This window comes from Ramlibacter sp. AN1133, assembly GCF_037890035.1.
GTDB lineage: Bacteria > Pseudomonadota > Gammaproteobacteria > Burkholderiales > Burkholderiaceae_C > Ramlibacter.
Map to the genome: position 1 here is coordinate 40,088 of NZ_JBBKTQ010000001.1, position 17,227 is coordinate 57,314.

A 17,227-nucleotide genomic window follows, 5' to 3' on the forward strand; every position below is an offset into this window, starting at 1 on the left:
CTTCAGCGTCGTGCCTTCTTGCGCGTGCGCGGTGCGGCCGACAGGGGTGCCCAGAAGTCCAGGAACTGCCGCATCGCATCGGCCTGCGCGCTGGCGACCTGTCGCTTCGCGGCGGCGGCCGCGGTGGCGCGGGCGGTTCCCGCGGTCTGGTTGGCCGCGCTGAGCCACATGCTCATGAATGGGTTCTTGCTGGTCCAGGGATTGCGCATGATGCCTTCACTTCGTAAGTCAACGGCAAGCATGGGCCCGGGAATGCTGCACCGCACCCCGGCACCGGCTCGATCGCCGGTGGCCGATATCCTACGTAGATCACCGGGTGTCTCAGCGCTGACGCTGCTTGACCCATTGTTCGACCGCGTCGCTGCCTCCGATCAGCTGGCCGTTGACGAACAACTGCGGCACCGTCGTCGCCTTGGCGATCGCGCCCAGCGCACGGGTGCGGATGCTGTGCGGCAGCGGCACGTCCGCGTAGGTCACGCCAGCCTCGTCCAGCAGCTTCTTGGCCTTGGCGCAGAACGCGCAGCCTTCGCGCGTGAGCAGCGCCACCTGGTCGGGCTCGCGGGCATCCTTGTTCACGTAGTGCAGCAGCGTGTCGGCGTCCGACACCTTGAACGGGTCGCCCGGTTCCTCGGGCTCGACGAACATCTTCTCGACGATGCCGTCGCGCACCAGCATCGAGTAGCGCCACGAGCGCTTGCCGAAGTTCAGGTCGCTCTTGTCGACGAGCATGCCCATCTGCTCGGTGAAGGCGCCGTTGCCATCCGGCAGCATGAAGATGTTGTCGCTCTCCTGGCTCTTCGCCCACTCCTCCATCACGAACGGGTCGTTCACGGCGATGCACACCACCTGGTCCACGCCGTTCTCCTTGAACGTCGGGGCCAGCTCGTTGAAGCGCGGCAGGTGGGTGCTGGAACAGGTGGGCGTGAAAGCGCCGGGCAGCGAGAACACCGCCACCGTGCGCCCCTTGAAGAGCGCCTCGGAGGTGATCTCCTTCCATTCGTTGTCCGCGCGGTAGCGGAACTTGACCTGGGGGACCGGCTTTCCTTCGCGGGTCGGCTGTGGCATGGCGTGGCTCTCTTGCTGGGAAGGATTCCCCATCTTGCGCCGGATGCGGCGACTCGTGTTGGCAGCCACCTGACGGCAGCCTGTGGCCGCTGAGCTGGACGCCGGGTCGCGGACGAGCGGCTCTTCCACGCTTGACCTGCGACCGAGGCTCGATCGGCCACAATGAACACCATGCAAACCAAGCGCTTTTCCCTCGCCCCCGTTGTCTTCGCCATCGCCGCGGGCGCCCTGATTTCCAGCTCGATGTCTGTCACGGCTGCACAGCACGCCGCCAGGTCCGCCACGCACAAGAAGCCCGCGGCCGCCGCACCTGCCCCGGCGCCAGTCGCTGGCGAGACCGCCGTTGCCGGCGGGGCGCCGGCGCTGGCGGCCAAGGCCTGGCTGCTGATGGACTTCGACTCCGGCCAGGTCCTCGCCTCGGCCAACCCCGACGAACCGCTGCCGCCGGCGTCACTGACCAAGATGATGACCAGCTTCCTGGTCGAACAGGCCCTTCGCTCGGGCAAGCTCAAGAAGGACGAGCTGGTCACGGTCAGCCAGAACGCCTGGTGCCGGGGTTCGAGCACCGAGTCGTGCATGTACCTGCCGCTGAACGGCCAGGCCACCGTGATCGACCTCCTGCGCGGCATCGTCATCCAGTCGGGCAACGACGCCTCCAAGGCGATCGCCGAGCACATGGCCGGCTCCGAGGAGGGCTTCGCCAAGCTCATGAACGCCGAAGCCCAGCGCCTCGGAATGACGCACACGCATTTCGTCAACGCCACGGGCCTGCCCGACCCGGCGCACAAGGCGTCCGCGCGCGACCTCGCCATCCTGGCGCGCGCGATCATCCGCGACAGCGCCGACTACTACCCGATCTACGCGGAACGCGAGTTCAAGTACAACGGCATCAAGCAGGGCAACCGCAACGCCCTGCTCTACACCGATCCGACGGTCGACGGCCTGAAGACCGGGCACACCGAGGACGCCGGCTACTGCCTGGTCACTTCGTCCAAGCGCAACGGCATGCGGCTCATCACGGTGATCCTCAACACCAACAGCGCGCAGGCGCGGGCCGACCAGACGCGCACGCTGCTCGGGTGGGGCTTCGGCAACTTCGAGAAGGCCACCCCCATCGAGCCGAATGCGGTGGTGGCGACCGCCAAGGTCAGTTTCGGCAAGGCCGACACCGTGGCCGCGGGCCTGGGCTCGCCCTGGTCGGTGACCGTGCCGCGCGGCCAGCAGGTGCAGACCTCGGTGCAGGTCAAGCCGGACCTGGAAGCGCCGGTGGCCAAGGGTGCCGTGATCGGCAAGGTGGTCGCGAGCTCGAACGGCAAGCCGGTGGGCGAAGCGCCGCTCGTCGCGCAGGCGGATGTGGAACGTGCGGGATTCATGCTGCGGGCATGGCAGCACGTGGCCAGGTTGTTCGGCAAGTGAGCGAGGCGGGGACGGCACACGGCGCCGCGCCCCATGTCCCCTGCGTGCCGGCAGCGAGCGCCCGCTACGGCCGCTCCCAGTCGTCCAGGCGCTGCATCAGGTCGTCGATCGCGATCACCTCGCGCCGGTTGTCCTCGCGGCGGAACACGATCGCCGACCAGCCGCTCATGCCGACCGGCTGCAGGCGTCGGCCGTCCATGCGCAGCGGTTGTCCCGAGATCGCGCGGATCACCACGCGCTCGTAGCGCGAGCGCGCCAGCCGCGCGGGCGGCGAGCGCTCGTCCCACGCGCACAGCTTGCCGACGTGCTCGTACTCCCCAGGCCGATCCTCGAGATCGAGCAGCGACGGACTGCGCCCGCGCATGACGGCGGCGATCAGCCGGAACGTGAAGGGGTCGGCCAGGCGGCGAATCGCGTGCCGGAAGTGGCGCACGGTGCGTCCCGCAATCGCCCGCAGGCTGAGTTCGCCATGCCGTTCGGTGGGCCACAGGTCGCTGTCGATGTCGCAGGTGAACGGGTTCGCCGGATAGCAGCTGAAGCGCGCCAGCCACCCCTTGCGCGAGGTGTGGGGCACGGGCTGGAAGCCGCCGATGACGGGAATCTCGTGCCTGGCGAGTTCGTCCAGCCCGTAACTCGGCCAGGTCATGACCTCGCGCACGATGCCGACGATCAAGGTCGCCGTCGCGATCATGAGCGCGGGGCTCGGCGTGAAATCGGAAGTGATCTCGATGCGGTCCTGGCGCGGCCGCACGCCCACGCCGGTGGAGCGCCGGTTGGTCGCCAGCAGCATCACCGGCGCGGGCAGGATGTACGTGAGCAGGAGCGCGAGCTGCTCGATGGTGCGCCCGTTCGCCGGTTCGCCCGGCGGCAGCTCGAACGAAACGTTGTAGTGCGCACTGAAGCCGACCAGCCGCGTCTCGCGGCCGTTGCGCCCGTCCCAGGCATCGAGCTCGCCGCGGATGAACTGGAGCGCCTCCCACAGTGAACGCCCCGCGCGCGCGGCGCAGCCGCGCTCGATCTCCACCACCGGCGTCGCGACTTCGATGACGCCCGTATCGAAATAGACCGCGCCCCCGGTCGGCAGGTGGTACGAAGTGCCCTGGCGATGCATCAGCTCGCCCCGGATGAAGTCGCGCGGGCTGCCGAACAAGGCCTCGGGCCGCGTCGGCTGGCCATCGAGCATGAGCGAGCACTCGGCCTCCAGCCCCATGGCCGCAAGGCGCAGGCGCTGCGGCGCGGCTGCTGGTTCCAGCTTCTTGCGGTCCGCCATCAGCCTGCCTCCCCGGCTTGGCTGCCGTCCGGTCCGTCCACCGGGTCGAACACCGTGTAGCCGATGTCGATGTGCAGGTGGTCGTCCGCCTCGCCGTCTTGCTGGCCGAAGGGGCGGATCCAGACGCCCGGGATGACCCGGCGCGCGATGGCCGCGTACTTCTCGATCTCTTCGCGGGTGTCGAGGGACGTGTCGCCGATGCGGTAGATGTTGGCCGCCGTGCCCCAGCAGTGACGCGAGGCATGCCGGCTCAGGGCGTGCCCGGGCGAGCGGTAGCCGCCGTTCGCGGCCACGTGCACATAGGTAGCGACCTCGAGGCGAAACAGCTCGAGCCCCGCCGCCAGCAGCACCAGCGCGCAGGGAACATAGCGTGGGAAGGAGCGCACCAGCGGCGCTTCGCGAACGTCCACGCCAATGAGTTCCGACAACCTGAAATGCGGCGTCAGCATCGTTTCCACCGCCTGGGCCCAGGAATCCACCCGCAGGAACGACGACGGCAGGACATGCGCGGCGCCCGAACGATCCTGCAGCGCCTGGCCGGGTCGCAGCACCTGCCGCACCTCGGCGGGCAGGCGATCGGCGTGCACGAAGGGCAGCGGGAGCGTGCTCATGCCGCGCCCCCCGTCATGTACTCGTACACGGCGCGCGAGATGCGCGCGATCGTCTCCTGCCGGCCGTTCACGTCCGGCGCCCACTCGGTGAGGATGACGACCACGTACGCATCGCGGCCGTTCAGGTACACGATGCCCGCATCGTGGGCGACGGTCGATATCTCGCCGGTCTTGTGGGCGACGCGCGCATCCTCCGGCAGGCCGGCGGGAATGCCGCTGCGAAAGCGCTGCTGGTGCAGGATGTCGAGCATCGCCTTCGACGCCTCGGGGGAGATGGCCTTGCCCTCCTCGATCAGGCGCAGGGCATTGCAGAGGCCGGCGGCGGTCACGCGGTTGTTGAGGCCGGCCTCCCAGGCCACCTCGTCCTCCACGCCGCGCTGCAGGTCGATGCCGCTCAGGTGCAGGCGCGTGAGGGAAGCGCGGGCGGCCTCGATCCCGACGAGGTCGAGCAGCAGGTTGGTGGCCAGGTTGCTGCTGGTGACGATCATGTGCTCGGCCAGCTCGTGCACGGTGAGCATGCGTCCGATCGCCGCGTGCACCTCCGCGTTCGCCTCGCGCCCTTCCTGCACGCGAAACGGCCGGCCGTCGACCACGCCGAGGAAGCGGTTGCGCACGTGCACGCGCGAGTACGGCTCGAAGCGGCGCTGCTCGATGGCCTCGTACACGGCCAGCAGCACCGGCACCTTGATCGTGCTGGCGGCATGGAACCAGCGGGCGGGGTTGATCGACCACGTGGTGTGGTGCTCGAAGTCGTAGACCGCCACGGCGATGGCGGACGCCCTGGCGTCTTCGCCGATCCTCAGGACGGTGTCGCGGAGCATTGCGTCGGTCATGCTTTCGGGAGCAGTTGTCGTTGCTGGCGCGGAGCTCGGCACGGGTCGTGGTCACCGCAGCCCCGCGGCGTCGCCCGCGGCGGGGTCCATGTCATTCTCTGCGGGGCACCGATCGAGCGTCCGACAGCCGACGCGCGGCAGCGGCAGGGAAAGGCCGCAAGACAGCGTCAGCCGCAGGCTCGCAAGGCGAGCTGGCGCGCGGACCTCGACGGCTGTAGGCAGGCGGCAAGCGCCTGCGCGCGGCGCGTTCCTACGGCCGAGGCTGCGCCGGCGGCTCATCATCCGTGCAGCCCATGAGACTGCGCACCTCCAACCGCATCGCCCTTCGCTGCGAAGACGCCTGCCCCGTCGTCGCGATGCTGCGCCCGCGCAGCGGTGCCTCGCAATGGGTGGTGGCCGAGCGGTACGCGATCGCGCCCTGGGTGCCGGCCACCGAGTACGTCGATGCCTTCGGCAACCTGTGCCAGCGCTTCACGCTGCCGGCCGGCGACAGCGTTCTGGACGTGGAGCACGAGGTGGAGGTGCCGGACCAGATCGACGTCGACCGCGGCGCGCCGCTGGTGCCGCCGGCGCAACTGCCGGACGAAGCCCTCCAGTACCTGCTGCAAAGCCGCTACTGCCCGTGCGACAAGATGTCGGAGCGCGCCAGGGAGATCGTGCAGGGCTGCCCGCCCGGCTACCCGCAGGCCGAACGCATCGCGGCATGGGTGCGCGAGAACATCGAGTACCGCTATGGCGTGAGCGAGGCGAGCACGTGTGCCATGGACACGCTGGAATGCCGGGCCGGCGTGTGCCGCGACTTCGCCCATGTGGGCATCGCGCTCAGCCGCAGCCTGATGATGCCGGCGCGCATCGTCGTGGGCTACCTGCACGAACTCGATCCGATGGACATGCACGCCTGGTACGAGGTGTTCCTCGGCGGCCGCTGGTACGCCTTCGACGCCACCCAGGAGCAGCCGCGCGGCGGCCGGGTCGTCGTGGCGCACGGCCGCGACGCGGCGGACGTGGCGTTCCTGTCCGAGTACGGCCCGCTGGAGGTGACGAAGATGGATGTGAGCGTCGCGCGCCTGTAGCGGCGACGGGCGTGCGGGTTCGCCCCGCCACGCCCGCGGCGATCTCACCTCTGGTTCGGCACGCCGATCGCCACCGGCCGGATCACGGCGCCGGCCGCGCCCTTGTCGCGCGAGGGCAGCACCATGGCGCACGAGGTCCACACCCTGTCGGCGGCCATGGCGGCGAGGTTCAGGTTCTCGAGGTGGTGGATGCCGTACACCGACAGCATGTAGTGATGGATCGAGAACGGCAGGCCCGGCTCGGTGCCCGCCGCGGGCGGCGCCTTGCCTTGCAGCATGCCGTCGGGCACCGGGTCGAGGAAAGGCACGTCCAGCCCGATCGCGACGATGCGCTTGCCGGCCAGCATCTTCGCCGCGTCCACCGACAGCCCCGGCGCCATCGCGTAGTACGGGCTGCTGGGGTCGGCCGGGTCCTTCCAGTTGTCGCTCCAGCCGGTGTAGATCCACACCATGTCGCCGGGCAGGATGCCGCGCCGGGCCAGGCCCTGGGCCTTGAGCATGGCTTCGATGTCGGCCGCCGTGACCAGCTGGCCGTCGCCCATCGCCCGGCCCTTGCCGATATGCGCCCTCGCGTCCAGCAGCACCGCGGTGGTGACCAGCGGCGGGATCTTCTCGATGCCCAGCTTGAGCAGCGGCGAGTCGGGCGTGGGCTTCACGTCCTGCTGCTTGTAGCCGCCGTAATAGCTGGCGTCGTCGGCCGAGAACGGGTTCTTCGGATCCCAGGGGCTCCGGATCGACGCGAAGTGGCCCAGTGCGTCGATCTGGGTGCCCTGCTGCTGCGGCTCGGCCCCGGCCTCGAACGCCTCGCTGTTGAAGGCATGCGCCGAGAAGGGCACGCCCGCGGTCGGCTTGGGCTTGCTCAGGGACGGCGGCGCGAACGGCGACTTCGGCATGGTGTTCGACCGTTCGAAGGACGCTTCGTAGGTGCGCGCACCGCGCTGCGACAGGTGCCAGCCGCAGCGCTGCGTGGTGGCCGCACCGAGCACGTTGGCCATGCCGCGCTCGTCGCCCGCCGGCCACGGTGGCGCCGGGACGCGGTTGGCCTGCGCCCTCAGGGCCGGCGGCTCGAAAGCCGAGGTCGCCATGGGCACACCGACAGCCAGCAGGACGCCGGCGACAAGGCTTGCACGCTGGAACATGGAGGGTCTCATCGCTGCTCTCCCGCTGCTGGGTCGGAGGCGGCATGGTAGCGCCACTCGCGGTGTCTTGCGAGAAGAGTACAGTCCCTGCGACCTTGCCCTTGCGAAAGGAAAGCAACGTGCGAACCCTCTCCACCGCACTCGCGATCTGGGCGCTCCTGCAGTTGACCGGCTGTTCCCAGCTGGCCACCACGGCCCGCAGCGGCCCGTGCGCCGTCGAAACGAGCATGGAATGCCAGGTCGACCGCTCGGCCAGGGTGCCCTAGGAATCTGCGCGGCAGAGAAACGGGCCGCACCGACCGCAGCGACCCAGCGCCGCTTCAGGCGTGCGCGGCCGGCGTATCGCCCGATCCGAGATCCCAGTACAGGCCGGTCATCACCTCCAGCCCTTCGCGCAGCAACTCGGGGGGCAGGTGCTCGTTGGGCGCGTGCTGCGAGCAGCCGGCGTAGGAATGCGGCACCCAGATCGTGCGCAGGCCCAGCACGTCGGTGAAAATGTCGTTCGGCAGCGACCCGCCGAGGTTCGGCAGGATCGCCGGCTTCTTGCCGCTGGTGCGCGCGATCGAAGCCACGGCCCACTGCACCCACGCATCCTCCGGATCGATGCGCGTGGCGTTGAAGAGCGTTTCGCGCGTGCTCGCGATCTGCACCATGCCGAAGCCGTGCCGGTCCAGGTGGGCGCGCAGCGCCGGCAGGATCTGCCCGGGATCGACACCGACCACGAAACGCAGCTGGCAGCGCGCCCAGGCGCGCGGCGGGATCGCGTTCACGGGCGTCTCGGGATTGCCGGTCTTGAACGCCAGCACCTCGAAGCTGCACCAGCCGAACACGCGCTCCGCAGGCGTGAGCCCCGGCTCGCCCCACCACGGCTCGATCTGCGGGCCGTCCGCGCCGCCGTCGACCTCGCAGTCCGCCAGCACGCGCCGCACCGAAGCCGGCAGCTCGCGCGGCACCCACTGCGGGATGCGGATCTGGCCGGTGGGCGAGCAGATGCTGGCGATCGCATGCGCGAGCTGGATCCCCGGGTTGGAGATCAGCCCGCCCCAGTTGCCGGAATGATGCCCGCCGGCGCGCGCCTCGATCGTCAGGTCGAAGTTCATGCTGCCGCGCGAGCCGAGGAACACGGTGGGCCGCTCCGCCCGCAGGCGCGGCCCGTCGGAAGCGATCAGCAGGTCGGCCTGCAGGGCCTCGCGCTGCTCCGAACACAGCTCGCGCAGGCCGGGCGATCCGGTCTCCTCGCCCATCTCCACCAGGAACTTGGCATTGAATCCGAGGCTGCCCCGGGTGGCGATCACGTGCCGCATCGCCTCCATGTTGATGCTGTGCTGGCCCTTGTTGTCGGCGATGCCGCGGCCGTACCAGCGGCCTTCGCGTTCCGTGAGCGCCCAGGGCGACAGGCCTTCGTGCCATTCGCGATCGAGGCCGCGGATCACGTCACCGTGGCCGTAGCCGAGCACGGTGGTCGCAGCGGGCGATTCGATCCTCTCGGCCAGCAGGAACGGCGCCTTGGCCTTCGCGTGTTCGAGGATGCGGCAGGAAAAGCCCATGGCCTCGAACGAGGGGCCGATCTCCTGTTCGAGGTACCGGCGCAGCTCCGCCCCGCGCTCGGGGTTCTGGCTCTCGGTGGGCACGGCGACGCGGCGCGCGAGCGTGGCGCGGAATTCGCCGGCATCGAAGCTCGTGCGGGCGCGGGCGATGGCGGCGTCGCGGGTCTTCATGGTGTCGTTTCCTGTGGCGAGAACAAGTGGCAGGCGACCTGCGCGGCGCCGGCGGGCACCAGCTGCGGCAGCGCGCGGTCGCAGCCGGCGAAGCGGCGCGGGCAGCGCGGATGGAAGGCGCAGCCCGGGGGCGGATTCAGCGGATCGGGGAACGCGAGACCCAGGCCGGTGTCGGGAATGCCCAGCGTGGTGTCGGGCGTGAGAACGGAGGCCAGCAGGGCTTGCGTGTACGGATGGCGCGGCTGCGCGAACAGCGTGCGCGTGTCTGCGAATTCGACCACCCGCCCGAGGTACATCACCGCCACGTGCGTGGCCATGTGCTCCACCACCGCGAGGTTGTGGCTGATGAAGACATAGGTGAGGCGGAAGTCGCGGCGCAGGTCCAGCAGCAGGTTGAGGATCTGCGCCTGCACCGAGACGTCGAGCGCCGAGGTCGGCTCGTCGCAGACGACGATCTCCGGCTTCATCACCAGCGCCCGCGCGATCGCCACCCGCTGGCGCTGCCCGCCCGAGAGCTGGCCCGGCGTCAGCTCGGCGTAGCGCGCGGGCAGGCCCACGCGCTCCAGCATCTCGAGCGCCTGCGACCTGCGTTGCGCCTTGGTGCCGATTGCGTGCACCTCCAGCGGGAAGGCGACGATGGAGACGACGGTGCGGCGGGGATTGAGCGAGGAATACGGATCCTGGAACACGGGCTGCACGCGCCGCGCCACCGCGCGCCGGTCCATCGCCGCGATGTCCTGGCCTTCCAGGAAGATGCTGCCCGCCGTCGGCGGCGTCAGCCCCAGCAGCATGCGCGCCAGCGTCGACTTGCCGCAGCCGGACTCGCCGACGATGCCGAGCACGCCGCCGCGTTCCACCGCGATGTCGATGCCGTTGACGGCATGCAGCAGGCGGCGCGCGCGGAACATGCCGGCGTTGACGCTGAAGCTGCGTTGCAGCCCCGTGGCACTGAGCAAGGCACTCATGCCGGCACCGCCTCGGGCTCGAGCACGCAGCGCCAGCGGCGCCCCTCGCCCGCGTCGCGCAGGTCGATCGCCTGCGTGCACGCGGCCTGCGCGTGGGGACAACGCTCGCGGAAGGCGCAGCCGCGCAGTTCCCCGACGAGCGAGGGCACCACGCCCGGGATGCTCCCGAGGCGGCTACCGGGCGCCGTGCGGCCCGGCACCGGGATGCAGGCGAGCAGCCCGCGCGTGTAGGGATGGCGTGGCTGCGCGAAGATCTCGGTGGCCGTTCCCTCTTCCACGACCTGGCCGGCGTACATCACGGCGACGCGGTCGGCGATCCGCGCGACGACGCCGAGATCGTGCGTGATCAGCACCATCGCGATGCCGAGTTCCTTCTGCAGGTCCGCCAGCAGCCGCAGGATCTGCGCCTGGATGGTCACGTCCAGCGCGGTGCTCGGCTCGTCGGCGATCAGCAGTTCGGGGGCGCACATCAGCGCCATGGCGATCATGACCCGCTGGCGCAGGCCGCCGGAGAGCTGGTGCGGGTACTGCCCCAGCCGCTCGCGCGCGGACGCGATGCCCACCTTGTGCAGCAATTCGACGGCGCGGTCGCGTGCTTCGGCACTGCTGGTGCCACGATGGTGCCGGTAATGTTCGACGAGCTGTTCGCCGATGGTGTACGCGGGGTTGAGCGCCGTCATCGGCTCCTGGAACACCATCGCCATGCGGTCGCCACGCAGCGCGTTGATGCGTTGCGCGCTCGCGCGGGCGAGGTCCTCGCCGAGGAAGTTCATGGTGCGCGAGCGGCGCACAGCGGCGCGCGGCAGCAGGCCCATGAGGGCCAGCGAGGTCATCGACTTGCCGCAGCCCGACTCGCCCACGATGCACAGCGTCTCGCCGCGGCGCACCTGGAAGGACACGTCGCGCACGGGGTGCACCACGCCGGAAGCGGTGCGGATCTCCACGTGCAGCCCCTGCACGTCGAGGACGACGGGGGCTTCAGCCGCGTTCATGGGGCATGAAGACCTGGTGCAGGCCGTCGCCGGCGAGGTTGATCGCGAAGATCAGCAGGGCCAGCGCGCTGCCCGGGATGGCGATCAGCCAGAACGAGAAGAACATGTAGGCCTTGGCTTCGGAGATCATCAGCCCCCACGAGGGCAGCGGTGGCTGCACCCCCAGGCCCAGGAAGGACAGCGAGGCTTCCAGCAGGATCGCGCTCGCCGCTTCCAGCGACGCCACCACGATCAGGTGCGGCAGCACGTTGGGCAGCACCTCGCTGGCGATGATGCGCGCCGTCGATGCACCGGCCGCCTGCGCGGCGGCGACGTACTCCAGCGAACGCACCTGCTGCGTCGCGCTGCGCATCACCACGGCGAAGCGGTCCCATTTCAGCAGCCCCAGCACGAGGATCACGACCCACAGCGAGCCGCCGACCAGGGCGACGGTCGCCAGCGCCACCAGGATCACCGGCATCGCCAGCCGCGTCGTCACGATGAAGGACACCAGCATGTCGGTGCGGCCGCCGAAATAGCCGGCGAGCAGGCCCATGGTGGTGCCGATCACGCCCGAGATCAGCGCCACGCTCACCCCGATCAGCAGCGAGATGCGCGCGCCGTAGATCAGGCGCGAGAGGTAGTCGCGCCCGAGCTGGTCGGTGCCCAGCGGATGCGTCCAGCTGCCCTGGGCGAACCAGACGGGCGAAACCGTGCGGTTGGCCAGATCCTGCACGTAGGGGTCGTAGGGCGCGAACAGCGGGGCGAAGATCGCGAGCACCACGATTGCCAGCAGCAGGCCGCCGCCGATCGCCAGTGCGCGGTTGGCGAGGATGCGGCGCAGCGCGGACGGCGGCGCCGGCGCGAGCGGCACCTCCGCCAGGGCTTCGAGGGCGGGAAGCCGTGCCGACATCAGGCCACCCGGATGCGCGGATCGAGCCACGCGTTGGCCACGTCGGCCGCGAGCGTCAGCACGACGTAGATCACCGACAGCAGCAGCACGATCACCTGCATCACCGGGAAGTCCTTGTTGCTGATGCTCTGGTACGCGAGGTAGCCGAGGCCGTCGAGCGCGAAGATGGTCTCGACCACCACGGAGCCCCCGAGCAGGAAGCCGAGCTGCACGGCCGCCAGCGCCACCACCGGCACGATCGCGTTGCGCAGCGCGTGCTTGAAGATCACGGTGGAGGGCGGCAGCCCCTTGGCGCGCGCGGTGCGGATGTAGTCCGCATCCAGCACCTCGATCATCCCGGCGCGGATCAGCCGCATGAAGGCCGGCGCCGCGTAGTAGCCCAGCGCCAGCGCGGGCATCACGAAGTGCTGCCAGGTGCCGCTGCCGGAGACCGGCAGGACGCGCCACGTGATCGAGAACAGCATGATCAGCAGCAGCGCGAAGAAGAAGTTGGGCAGTGCCTGCCCCAGCACCGCCACCGCCAGGCACAGGCGATCGATCCAGCTATGCCGCCAGATCGCCGCCAGCACGCCGAGCGGCACCGAGATCAGCAGCGCCACCGCGATCGCCGCGGCGCCGAGGATGACGGTGGTCCGCAGCTTCTCGGCCACCAGCGGCGCGACGTCGGTCTTGAAGTACACCGAGGTTCCCAGCTCGCCGCGCAGCAGCTTGGCGAGCCACTCGGCGTACTGCACCGGGATCGGCCGGTCGAAGCCGTAGGTCTTGCGCACCATCTCGATGTCGGCCGCGCGCGCGCCCTCGCCCGCCAGCGCCAGGGCGGGGTCGCCGGAGACGAACACCAGCAGGAAGGCGAGGAAGGACACCGTCAGCGCCACCAGCAGCGCGACGCCGAGGCGCCTGGCGATGTAGGGCAGCATCAGCCGTGGCCTTGCTTCACTTCCAGCTCATCTCCCAGAAGCGCGGCAACTCGTCGGCGTAGGGCCGGAAGTTCACTTCCTTCGTCGCCACGTAGTAGACCGGCAGCGACCACAGGGGCACCGAGTAGGCGTTCTCCGCGATCAGGTTCAGCGCCTTGCGGTAGTAGTCGGTGCGCGACTTGAGGTCCACCGTGTGGTCGCCCTTGTCCAGGAGTTCCTTCACCTGCGGGTTGCGCGTCACGTCGTCGGCGCCGCCGCCGTAGTAGACCGGCGTGGACGCGGAGGTGTCGTTCACCAGGTTGGAGCCCCAGGTCTGGTGCACGATCGCCGTCTTGTTGGCGCGCACCTGGTCGCGCATGGCGGCGTACTGCATGAAGTTCAGTTTCGCCTTGATGCCCACCGCCTGCAGGTAGTTGATGATCGCCTCGGTCTGGTTGCGCTCGCGGTAGGCATGGATGTCGAGCTCGAAGCCGTTCGGGTAGCCGGCCTCGGCCAGCAGCTTCTTCGCCAGCGCCGGGTCGTACTTGTAGACCGGCGCGCCCTCGTGCGTGCAGCCCACCTGCGACGGCGTGCAGATGGTGTAGAGGATCTCGCCGCCGCCGACGATGTTCTTCAGGATGGCCTCGCGGTCGATCGCGTGCGAGATGGCCTTGCGCACGCGCGGGTCCTTCAGTTGCGGGGCCGGCGCGCCCTCCTGCGTGTTCATCTGCAGGAACACGATGCGCATGGTGTTGCCGCTGACCACCTGCAGCTGCGGCACGGCCTGCAGCTTCTCGGCCTGGTCCTTCGGCACGTGCATGATCAGGTCGGCGCCGCCGGAGAGCACCTCCGCCATCTGCGTCTGGCGGTCGGGGATGATGCGGATGTGCACCTTGCCGATCTTCGGCAGCGGGCGCGGCGATTCCTTGAAGTAGCCGTCGAAGCGCTCCAGCGTGATCGACTTGCCGGGCGCATGCTCCACCACCTTGTAGGGCCCCGATCCCACCGGCTTGGCGTTCATGCCCTTGGGCCCGACCTCCTTGTAGTACCTGGCGGGATGGATCGGCAGCGTGGTGGCGAGGTAGTCCTTGGCCGCCGGGAACGGCTCCTTGCTGATCACGCGCACGCGGTAGCGGTCGATCTTCTCGACGCGCTGGATCCAGCGCACGTTCTCCTGCGTCACCGCCTTGTTGGCCGGATCGGCCGCGAAATTGAGCGTATAGACCACGGAGTCGGCGTCGAAGTCCTCGCCGTTGTGGAACTTGATGCCCTGGCGCAGCTCGAATTCGAGCGTGCGGTCGTCGACCTGCCTGAAGCTCTTCGCGAGCTGGCCCCGGTATTCGTGCGTGACGGGGTCGCGGTACAGCAGCGTGTCCCACACGGTCTGCCCGAGGATCACGCCGATCCGCACGTTGTTGAAGTAGGGGTCGACGTTCTCGGGCGCCTGGTCGTAGGCGAATTCCAGCGTGTCCGTCTTCTTGCCGGCCCAGGCGGGCGCGCTGGCGACGAGGGCCGCCGCGGCCAGGCTGGCAGCCGCGGATTTCAGAATACGGTTCATCTCTACTGCTCCTGCTTCCTCTCTACCGAAGCAAGGACGATACCGAAGGGGGTCGCTGCCCCGATTGCATGCTAACCCTTAGACGGTGAGGTATTCGAGGGCCCAGTAGTACTTCCATTGGCGCAGGCGCAGCTCGCGCGCCATGCCCCGCGTCGCCTCGCGCAACTCGCCCTCGGAGGGGAAGTTCTTCAGCACCTTGTGCTGCGACCCGTCGGAGAGGGTGCGCAGCTGCCAGGTGTCGCCCTGCGCGTCGCGCTCGCAGATCGGCGTGCTGTTGCCTTCCACGTAGAGGTTGTCGAGGAAGACGACGCGGGCGCCGGGCCGCAGCGCGCCGTGCAGTCCGGCCAGGAAGGCGCCAATGCGGCTCCTGGGCACGTGCGAATACCAGAAGCCGGCGAAGGCGGCGTCGAACTCCCGCGGGCCCGCGGGCAGCGCGTACGCATCGCCGGTGACGAACTCCACGTTGTCCCCCGGCACGCGCTGCCGCGCGATCTGCAGCGTCTGCGGCGCCGCATCGACCGCCAGCACGCGGGCGGCGACGGGCGCGATGAACTGCGTCCAGTAGCCGGTGCCGCACGCCACCTCCAGCACGTTGCGGCCCGTGAAGACCGTCGGCAGCCAGGCCTCGATCCCGCGCAGGTCGCCCTGGCGTTCGGGCTTCAGGTAGATGCGGTCGTATTCGGGCGCGCGCGCGGCGTAGTAGTCCTGCATGGGAGTCGCATCCTACGCCTGCAGAATCCGGGGATGGACCTGCTGAAGAAATACCTGAAGCCGCAGCGCCGGCTGGCGGCGCTGGCGCTCCTGCTGGCAGCCTGCAGCCAGGTGCTGGCGCTGGTGGACCCGATCATCTTCGGCTGGCTGGTCGACGGCTATGCCAACCAGCGCGACGTCAAGCCCGATGCCGAACTGGTGCGCGGTGCTCTGCGCCTGCTGGCGCTGGCCGTGGCCGTGGCCATCGCCTCGCGGGCATGCAAGGCGATGCAGGACTACGCCACCCGCCTGGTGGTGCAGCGCTTCGGCACCCGCATCTTCAACGACGGCCTGCGCCAGACGCTGCGCCTGCGCTACCAGGAGTTCGAGGACCAGAGCAGCGGCGAGACCCTGTCGCTGCTGCTGCGCGTGCGGCGCGATACCGAGCGTTTCATCAACGCCTTCATCAACGTGCTGTTCGCGTCGCTGGTGGGGCTGGGCTTTTTGCTCTGGTACGCGGTCACCCGGAGCTGGCTGCTGGTGCCGGTGTTCCTGGTCGGCCTGCTGGTGCTCGGCGGCCTGTCCGGTTTGCTGAGCCGGCAGATCCGCAGCCAGCAGCGCGCACTGAACCGCGAGACGACGCGCAATGCCGGCTTCATCACCGAGAGCCTGCGCAACGTGGCCCTGATCAAGAGCCTGGGCCTGACCTTCCGCGAGATCCGGCGGCTGGAGGCGCAGACGCAGGTGATCTTCGACCTCGAGATGGCCAAGGTGCGCCGGATCCGCTGGCTCACGTTCCTGCAGGGGTCCACCCTCAGCCTGCTGAAGCTGTCGGTGCTCTTCACCCTGCTGTGGCTGATCTTCCGCAACGTGCTGTCCACCGGCGAGCTGATCGCGATGCAGTTCATCTCGGTCGGCATCCTGGCGCCCTTGCAGGAGCTGGGCACCATCATCCTGGCCTGGCGCGAGGCGAGTTCCTCGATGGCGAACTTCGCCGAGCTGATGGCCAAGCCGATCGACCAGCGCCCGCGGGACGCGGTGCACGTGGGCCCGATCGAGTCGCTGCGCTTCGAGCACGTGGTGTTCCGCCACCGGGGCGCGCAGGAAAACGCGCTGGACGATGTCAGTTTCTCCGCGCGGCACGGCGACACCATCGCGTTCGTGGGGCCGTCCGGATCGGGCAAGTCCACGCTGGTCAAGCTGCTGCTCGGGCTGTACCGGCCGGCGTCGGGCGACGTCTACTTCAACGAGGTCAGCACCCGCAAGCTGCGCTACAACGAGGCGCGCCGCCAGGTCGGCTACGTGACGCAGGAGACCAGCCTGTTCGGCGGCACGGTGCGCGAGAACATGCTGTTCGTGCGCCCGGATGCGACGGACGCCCAGATCCTGGCCGCTCTGGAGCACGCCCAGTGCGCGGCGCTGCTGGAGCGCCTGCCGCAGGGGCTGGACACGGTGGTGGGCGAGGCGGGCACCAAGCTGTCGGGCGGCGAGCGCCAGCGGCTGTCGATCGCGCGGGCGCTGCTGCGCGAGCCGCGCCTGCTCGTGTTCGACGAGGCCACTTCCGCCCTGGACTCGCTGACCGAGCAGCAGGTGACCGAGACGGTGCGCCGGGTGTCCGGCGAGCGCACCCAGATCACGCTGCTGATCGCGCATCGCCTGTCGACCGTGCTGCACGCCGACGCGATCTACGTGCTGGAGATGGGCCGCGTGGTGGAGAGCGGCACCCACGCCGAACTGGTGGCGCTCAAGGGCCTGTACTACGCCATGTGGCGCCAGCAGATCGGCGAGCGCGCCGCCGCGCCGGCGGGCCGGGCCCGCATGCAGCAGGAGCGCGAGGATGCGGGCGCGGCGCTCGACCCGGCGGACTTCCTGCGCCCGCTGTAGGTCCGGCGCGCCGGGCTGAACGTCGAGCAGGACCGGGGGCCTGGGCAAGCGGGTGGACTCCCAGGCCCACGCGGCGGAACTCGCGCGCGCGCACCAGCGGCACGGCGAGGCGGAGCAGCAGCTCGAGCTGCTGCAGGCCCAGACCGAGCCCACTCCCTGTTCAACATACTGGAGCCTGCAAACGGCGGGCAGGACCATGGCGTGGCGGGTCCGTGCCCGCCTACG

17 protein-coding genes are annotated in these 17,227 nt (G+C 69.6%); 4 read left to right on the plus strand and 13 right to left on the minus strand.

The window, feature by feature from the left end:
- Positions 1-2: 2 nt before the first annotated feature.
- Entirely contained in the window at positions 3-176 is a 174-nt protein-coding gene (locus WG923_RS00205) for a hypothetical protein (protein ID WP_340348896.1), read from the minus strand.
- Between the two features lie 145 nt (positions 177-321).
- Entirely contained in the window at positions 322-1,065 is a 744-nt protein-coding gene (locus WG923_RS00210) for a glutathione peroxidase (protein ID WP_340348897.1), read from the minus strand.
- A gap of 162 nt (positions 1,066-1,227) precedes the next feature.
- Here WG923_RS00210 and WG923_RS00215 point away from each other — a divergent pair, with 162 nt between their 5' ends.
- Positions 1,228-2,481, plus strand: coding sequence for a D-alanyl-D-alanine carboxypeptidase family protein (locus WG923_RS00215; RefSeq protein ID WP_340348898.1), 1,254 nt, complete (start codon positions 1,228-1,230; stop codon positions 2,479-2,481).
- 64 nt (positions 2,482-2,545) lie between these two features.
- Here WG923_RS00215 and WG923_RS00220 read toward each other — a convergent pair whose 3' ends face one another.
- The 3 genes from WG923_RS00220 to WG923_RS00230 are packed head-to-tail and all read right to left on the minus strand — an operon-like array spanning position 2,546 to position 5,183.
- Positions 2,546-3,751: a hypothetical protein gene (locus WG923_RS00220; RefSeq protein WP_340348899.1), complete on the minus strand. Its 1,206-nt coding sequence runs from the start codon at positions 3,749-3,751 to the stop codon at positions 2,546-2,548.
- A complete protein-coding gene (locus WG923_RS00225) occupies positions 3,751-4,362 on the minus strand; it encodes a hypothetical protein (protein WP_340348900.1) in 612 nt (203 codons plus the stop codon). The genes WG923_RS00220 and WG923_RS00225 overlap by 1 nt, the downstream gene beginning before the upstream one ends.
- Positions 4,359-5,183: a serine hydrolase gene (locus tag WG923_RS00230; RefSeq protein WP_340348901.1), complete on the minus strand. Its 825-nt coding sequence runs from the start codon at positions 5,181-5,183 to the stop codon at positions 4,359-4,361. The genes WG923_RS00225 and WG923_RS00230 overlap by 4 nt, the downstream gene beginning before the upstream one ends.
- Before the next feature lie 305 nt (positions 5,184-5,488).
- Between WG923_RS00230 and WG923_RS00235 the strand changes: the two genes are divergently transcribed.
- Positions 5,489-6,268: a transglutaminase family protein gene (locus WG923_RS00235; RefSeq protein ID WP_340348902.1), complete on the plus strand. Its 780-nt coding sequence runs from the start codon at positions 5,489-5,491 to the stop codon at positions 6,266-6,268.
- A gap of 44 nt (positions 6,269-6,312) precedes the next feature.
- On the opposite strand, the gene WG923_RS00240 is transcribed toward WG923_RS00235, so the two are convergent.
- A complete protein-coding gene (locus tag WG923_RS00240; RefSeq protein WP_340348903.1) occupies positions 6,313-7,407 on the minus strand; it encodes a cyclase family protein in 1,095 nt (364 codons plus the stop codon).
- A gap of 119 nt (positions 7,408-7,526) precedes the next feature.
- Here WG923_RS00240 and WG923_RS00245 point away from each other — a divergent pair, with 119 nt between their 5' ends.
- A complete protein-coding gene (locus WG923_RS00245) occupies positions 7,527-7,673 on the plus strand; it encodes a hypothetical protein (RefSeq protein WP_340348904.1) in 147 nt (48 codons plus the stop codon).
- Between the two features lie 54 nt (positions 7,674-7,727).
- Here WG923_RS00245 and WG923_RS00250 read toward each other — a convergent pair whose 3' ends face one another.
- From WG923_RS00250 to WG923_RS00280, 7 genes are all read right to left on the minus strand, one after another.
- A complete protein-coding gene (locus WG923_RS00250; RefSeq protein ID WP_340348905.1) occupies positions 7,728-9,125 on the minus strand; it encodes a M20 family metallopeptidase in 1,398 nt (465 codons plus the stop codon).
- Positions 9,122-10,090 carry an ABC transporter ATP-binding protein gene (locus WG923_RS00255; RefSeq protein WP_340348906.1) on the minus strand — a complete coding sequence of 323 codons (969 nt, stop codon included), beginning with the start codon at positions 10,088-10,090 and terminating at the stop codon, positions 9,122-9,124. Before WG923_RS00255 ends, WG923_RS00250 begins: the two co-directional genes overlap by 4 nt.
- On the minus strand, positions 10,087-11,082 hold the full coding sequence (locus tag WG923_RS00260; protein WP_340348907.1) for an ABC transporter ATP-binding protein: 996 nt from the start codon (positions 11,080-11,082) through the stop codon (positions 10,087-10,089). The genes WG923_RS00255 and WG923_RS00260 overlap by 4 nt, the downstream gene beginning before the upstream one ends.
- Entirely contained in the window at positions 11,069-11,974 is a 906-nt protein-coding gene (locus tag WG923_RS00265; protein ID WP_340348908.1) for an ABC transporter permease, read from the minus strand. Before WG923_RS00265 ends, WG923_RS00260 begins: the two co-directional genes overlap by 14 nt.
- Entirely contained in the window at positions 11,974-12,891 is a 918-nt protein-coding gene (locus WG923_RS00270; RefSeq protein ID WP_340348909.1) for an ABC transporter permease, read from the minus strand. Before WG923_RS00270 ends, WG923_RS00265 begins: the two co-directional genes overlap by 1 nt.
- A gap of 16 nt (positions 12,892-12,907) precedes the next feature.
- On the minus strand, positions 12,908-14,428 hold the full coding sequence (locus WG923_RS00275) for an ABC transporter substrate-binding protein (protein ID WP_340348910.1): 1,521 nt from the start codon (positions 14,426-14,428) through the stop codon (positions 12,908-12,910).
- Positions 14,429-14,506: 78 nt separating this feature from the next.
- Entirely contained in the window at positions 14,507-15,139 is a 633-nt protein-coding gene (locus WG923_RS00280; RefSeq protein ID WP_340348911.1) for a class I SAM-dependent methyltransferase, read from the minus strand.
- A gap of 33 nt (positions 15,140-15,172) precedes the next feature.
- On the opposite strand from WG923_RS00280, the gene WG923_RS00285 reads away from it, so the two are divergent.
- Positions 15,173-17,002 carry an ABC transporter ATP-binding protein gene (locus WG923_RS00285; protein ID WP_340348912.1) on the plus strand — a complete coding sequence of 610 codons (1,830 nt, stop codon included), beginning with the start codon at positions 15,173-15,175 and terminating at the stop codon, positions 17,000-17,002.
- The last annotated feature ends 225 nt before the right edge of the window (positions 17,003-17,227 follow it).

Excerpts from the sequence above, each read along its gene's own strand:
- WG923_RS00205 (WP_340348896.1), bottom strand. The coding sequence starts at position 176 with ATGAGCATGTGGCTCAGCGCGGCCAACCAGACCGCGGGAACCGCCCGC.
- WG923_RS00210 (WP_340348897.1), bottom strand. The coding sequence starts at position 1,065 with ATGCCACAGCCGACCCGCGAAGGAAAGCCGGTCCCCCAGGTCAAGTTC.
- WG923_RS00215 (WP_340348898.1), top strand. The coding sequence starts at position 1,228 with ATGAACACCATGCAAACCAAGCGCTTTTCCCTCGCCCCCGTTGTCTTC.
- WG923_RS00220 (WP_340348899.1), bottom strand. The coding sequence starts at position 3,751 with ATGGCGGACCGCAAGAAGCTGGAACCAGCAGCCGCGCCGCAGCGCCTG.
- WG923_RS00225 (WP_340348900.1), bottom strand. The coding sequence starts at position 4,362 with ATGAGCACGCTCCCGCTGCCCTTCGTGCACGCCGATCGCCTGCCCGCC.
- WG923_RS00230 (WP_340348901.1), bottom strand. The coding sequence starts at position 5,183 with ATGCTCCGCGACACCGTCCTGAGGATCGGCGAAGACGCCAGGGCGTCC.
- WG923_RS00235 (WP_340348902.1), top strand. The coding sequence starts at position 5,489 with ATGAGACTGCGCACCTCCAACCGCATCGCCCTTCGCTGCGAAGACGCC.
- WG923_RS00240 (WP_340348903.1), bottom strand. The coding sequence starts at position 7,407 with ATGTTCCAGCGTGCAAGCCTTGTCGCCGGCGTCCTGCTGGCTGTCGGT.
- WG923_RS00250 (WP_340348905.1), bottom strand. The coding sequence starts at position 9,125 with ATGAAGACCCGCGACGCCGCCATCGCCCGCGCCCGCACGAGCTTCGAT.
- WG923_RS00255 (WP_340348906.1), bottom strand. The coding sequence starts at position 10,090 with ATGAGTGCCTTGCTCAGTGCCACGGGGCTGCAACGCAGCTTCAGCGTC.
- WG923_RS00260 (WP_340348907.1), bottom strand. The coding sequence starts at position 11,082 with ATGAACGCGGCTGAAGCCCCCGTCGTCCTCGACGTGCAGGGGCTGCAC.
- WG923_RS00265 (WP_340348908.1), bottom strand. The coding sequence starts at position 11,974 with ATGTCGGCACGGCTTCCCGCCCTCGAAGCCCTGGCGGAGGTGCCGCTC.
- WG923_RS00270 (WP_340348909.1), bottom strand. The coding sequence starts at position 12,891 with ATGCTGCCCTACATCGCCAGGCGCCTCGGCGTCGCGCTGCTGGTGGCG.
- WG923_RS00275 (WP_340348910.1), bottom strand. The coding sequence starts at position 14,428 with ATGAACCGTATTCTGAAATCCGCGGCTGCCAGCCTGGCCGCGGCGGCC.
- WG923_RS00280 (WP_340348911.1), bottom strand. The coding sequence starts at position 15,139 with ATGCAGGACTACTACGCCGCGCGCGCGCCCGAATACGACCGCATCTAC.
- WG923_RS00285 (WP_340348912.1), top strand. The coding sequence starts at position 15,173 with ATGGACCTGCTGAAGAAATACCTGAAGCCGCAGCGCCGGCTGGCGGCG.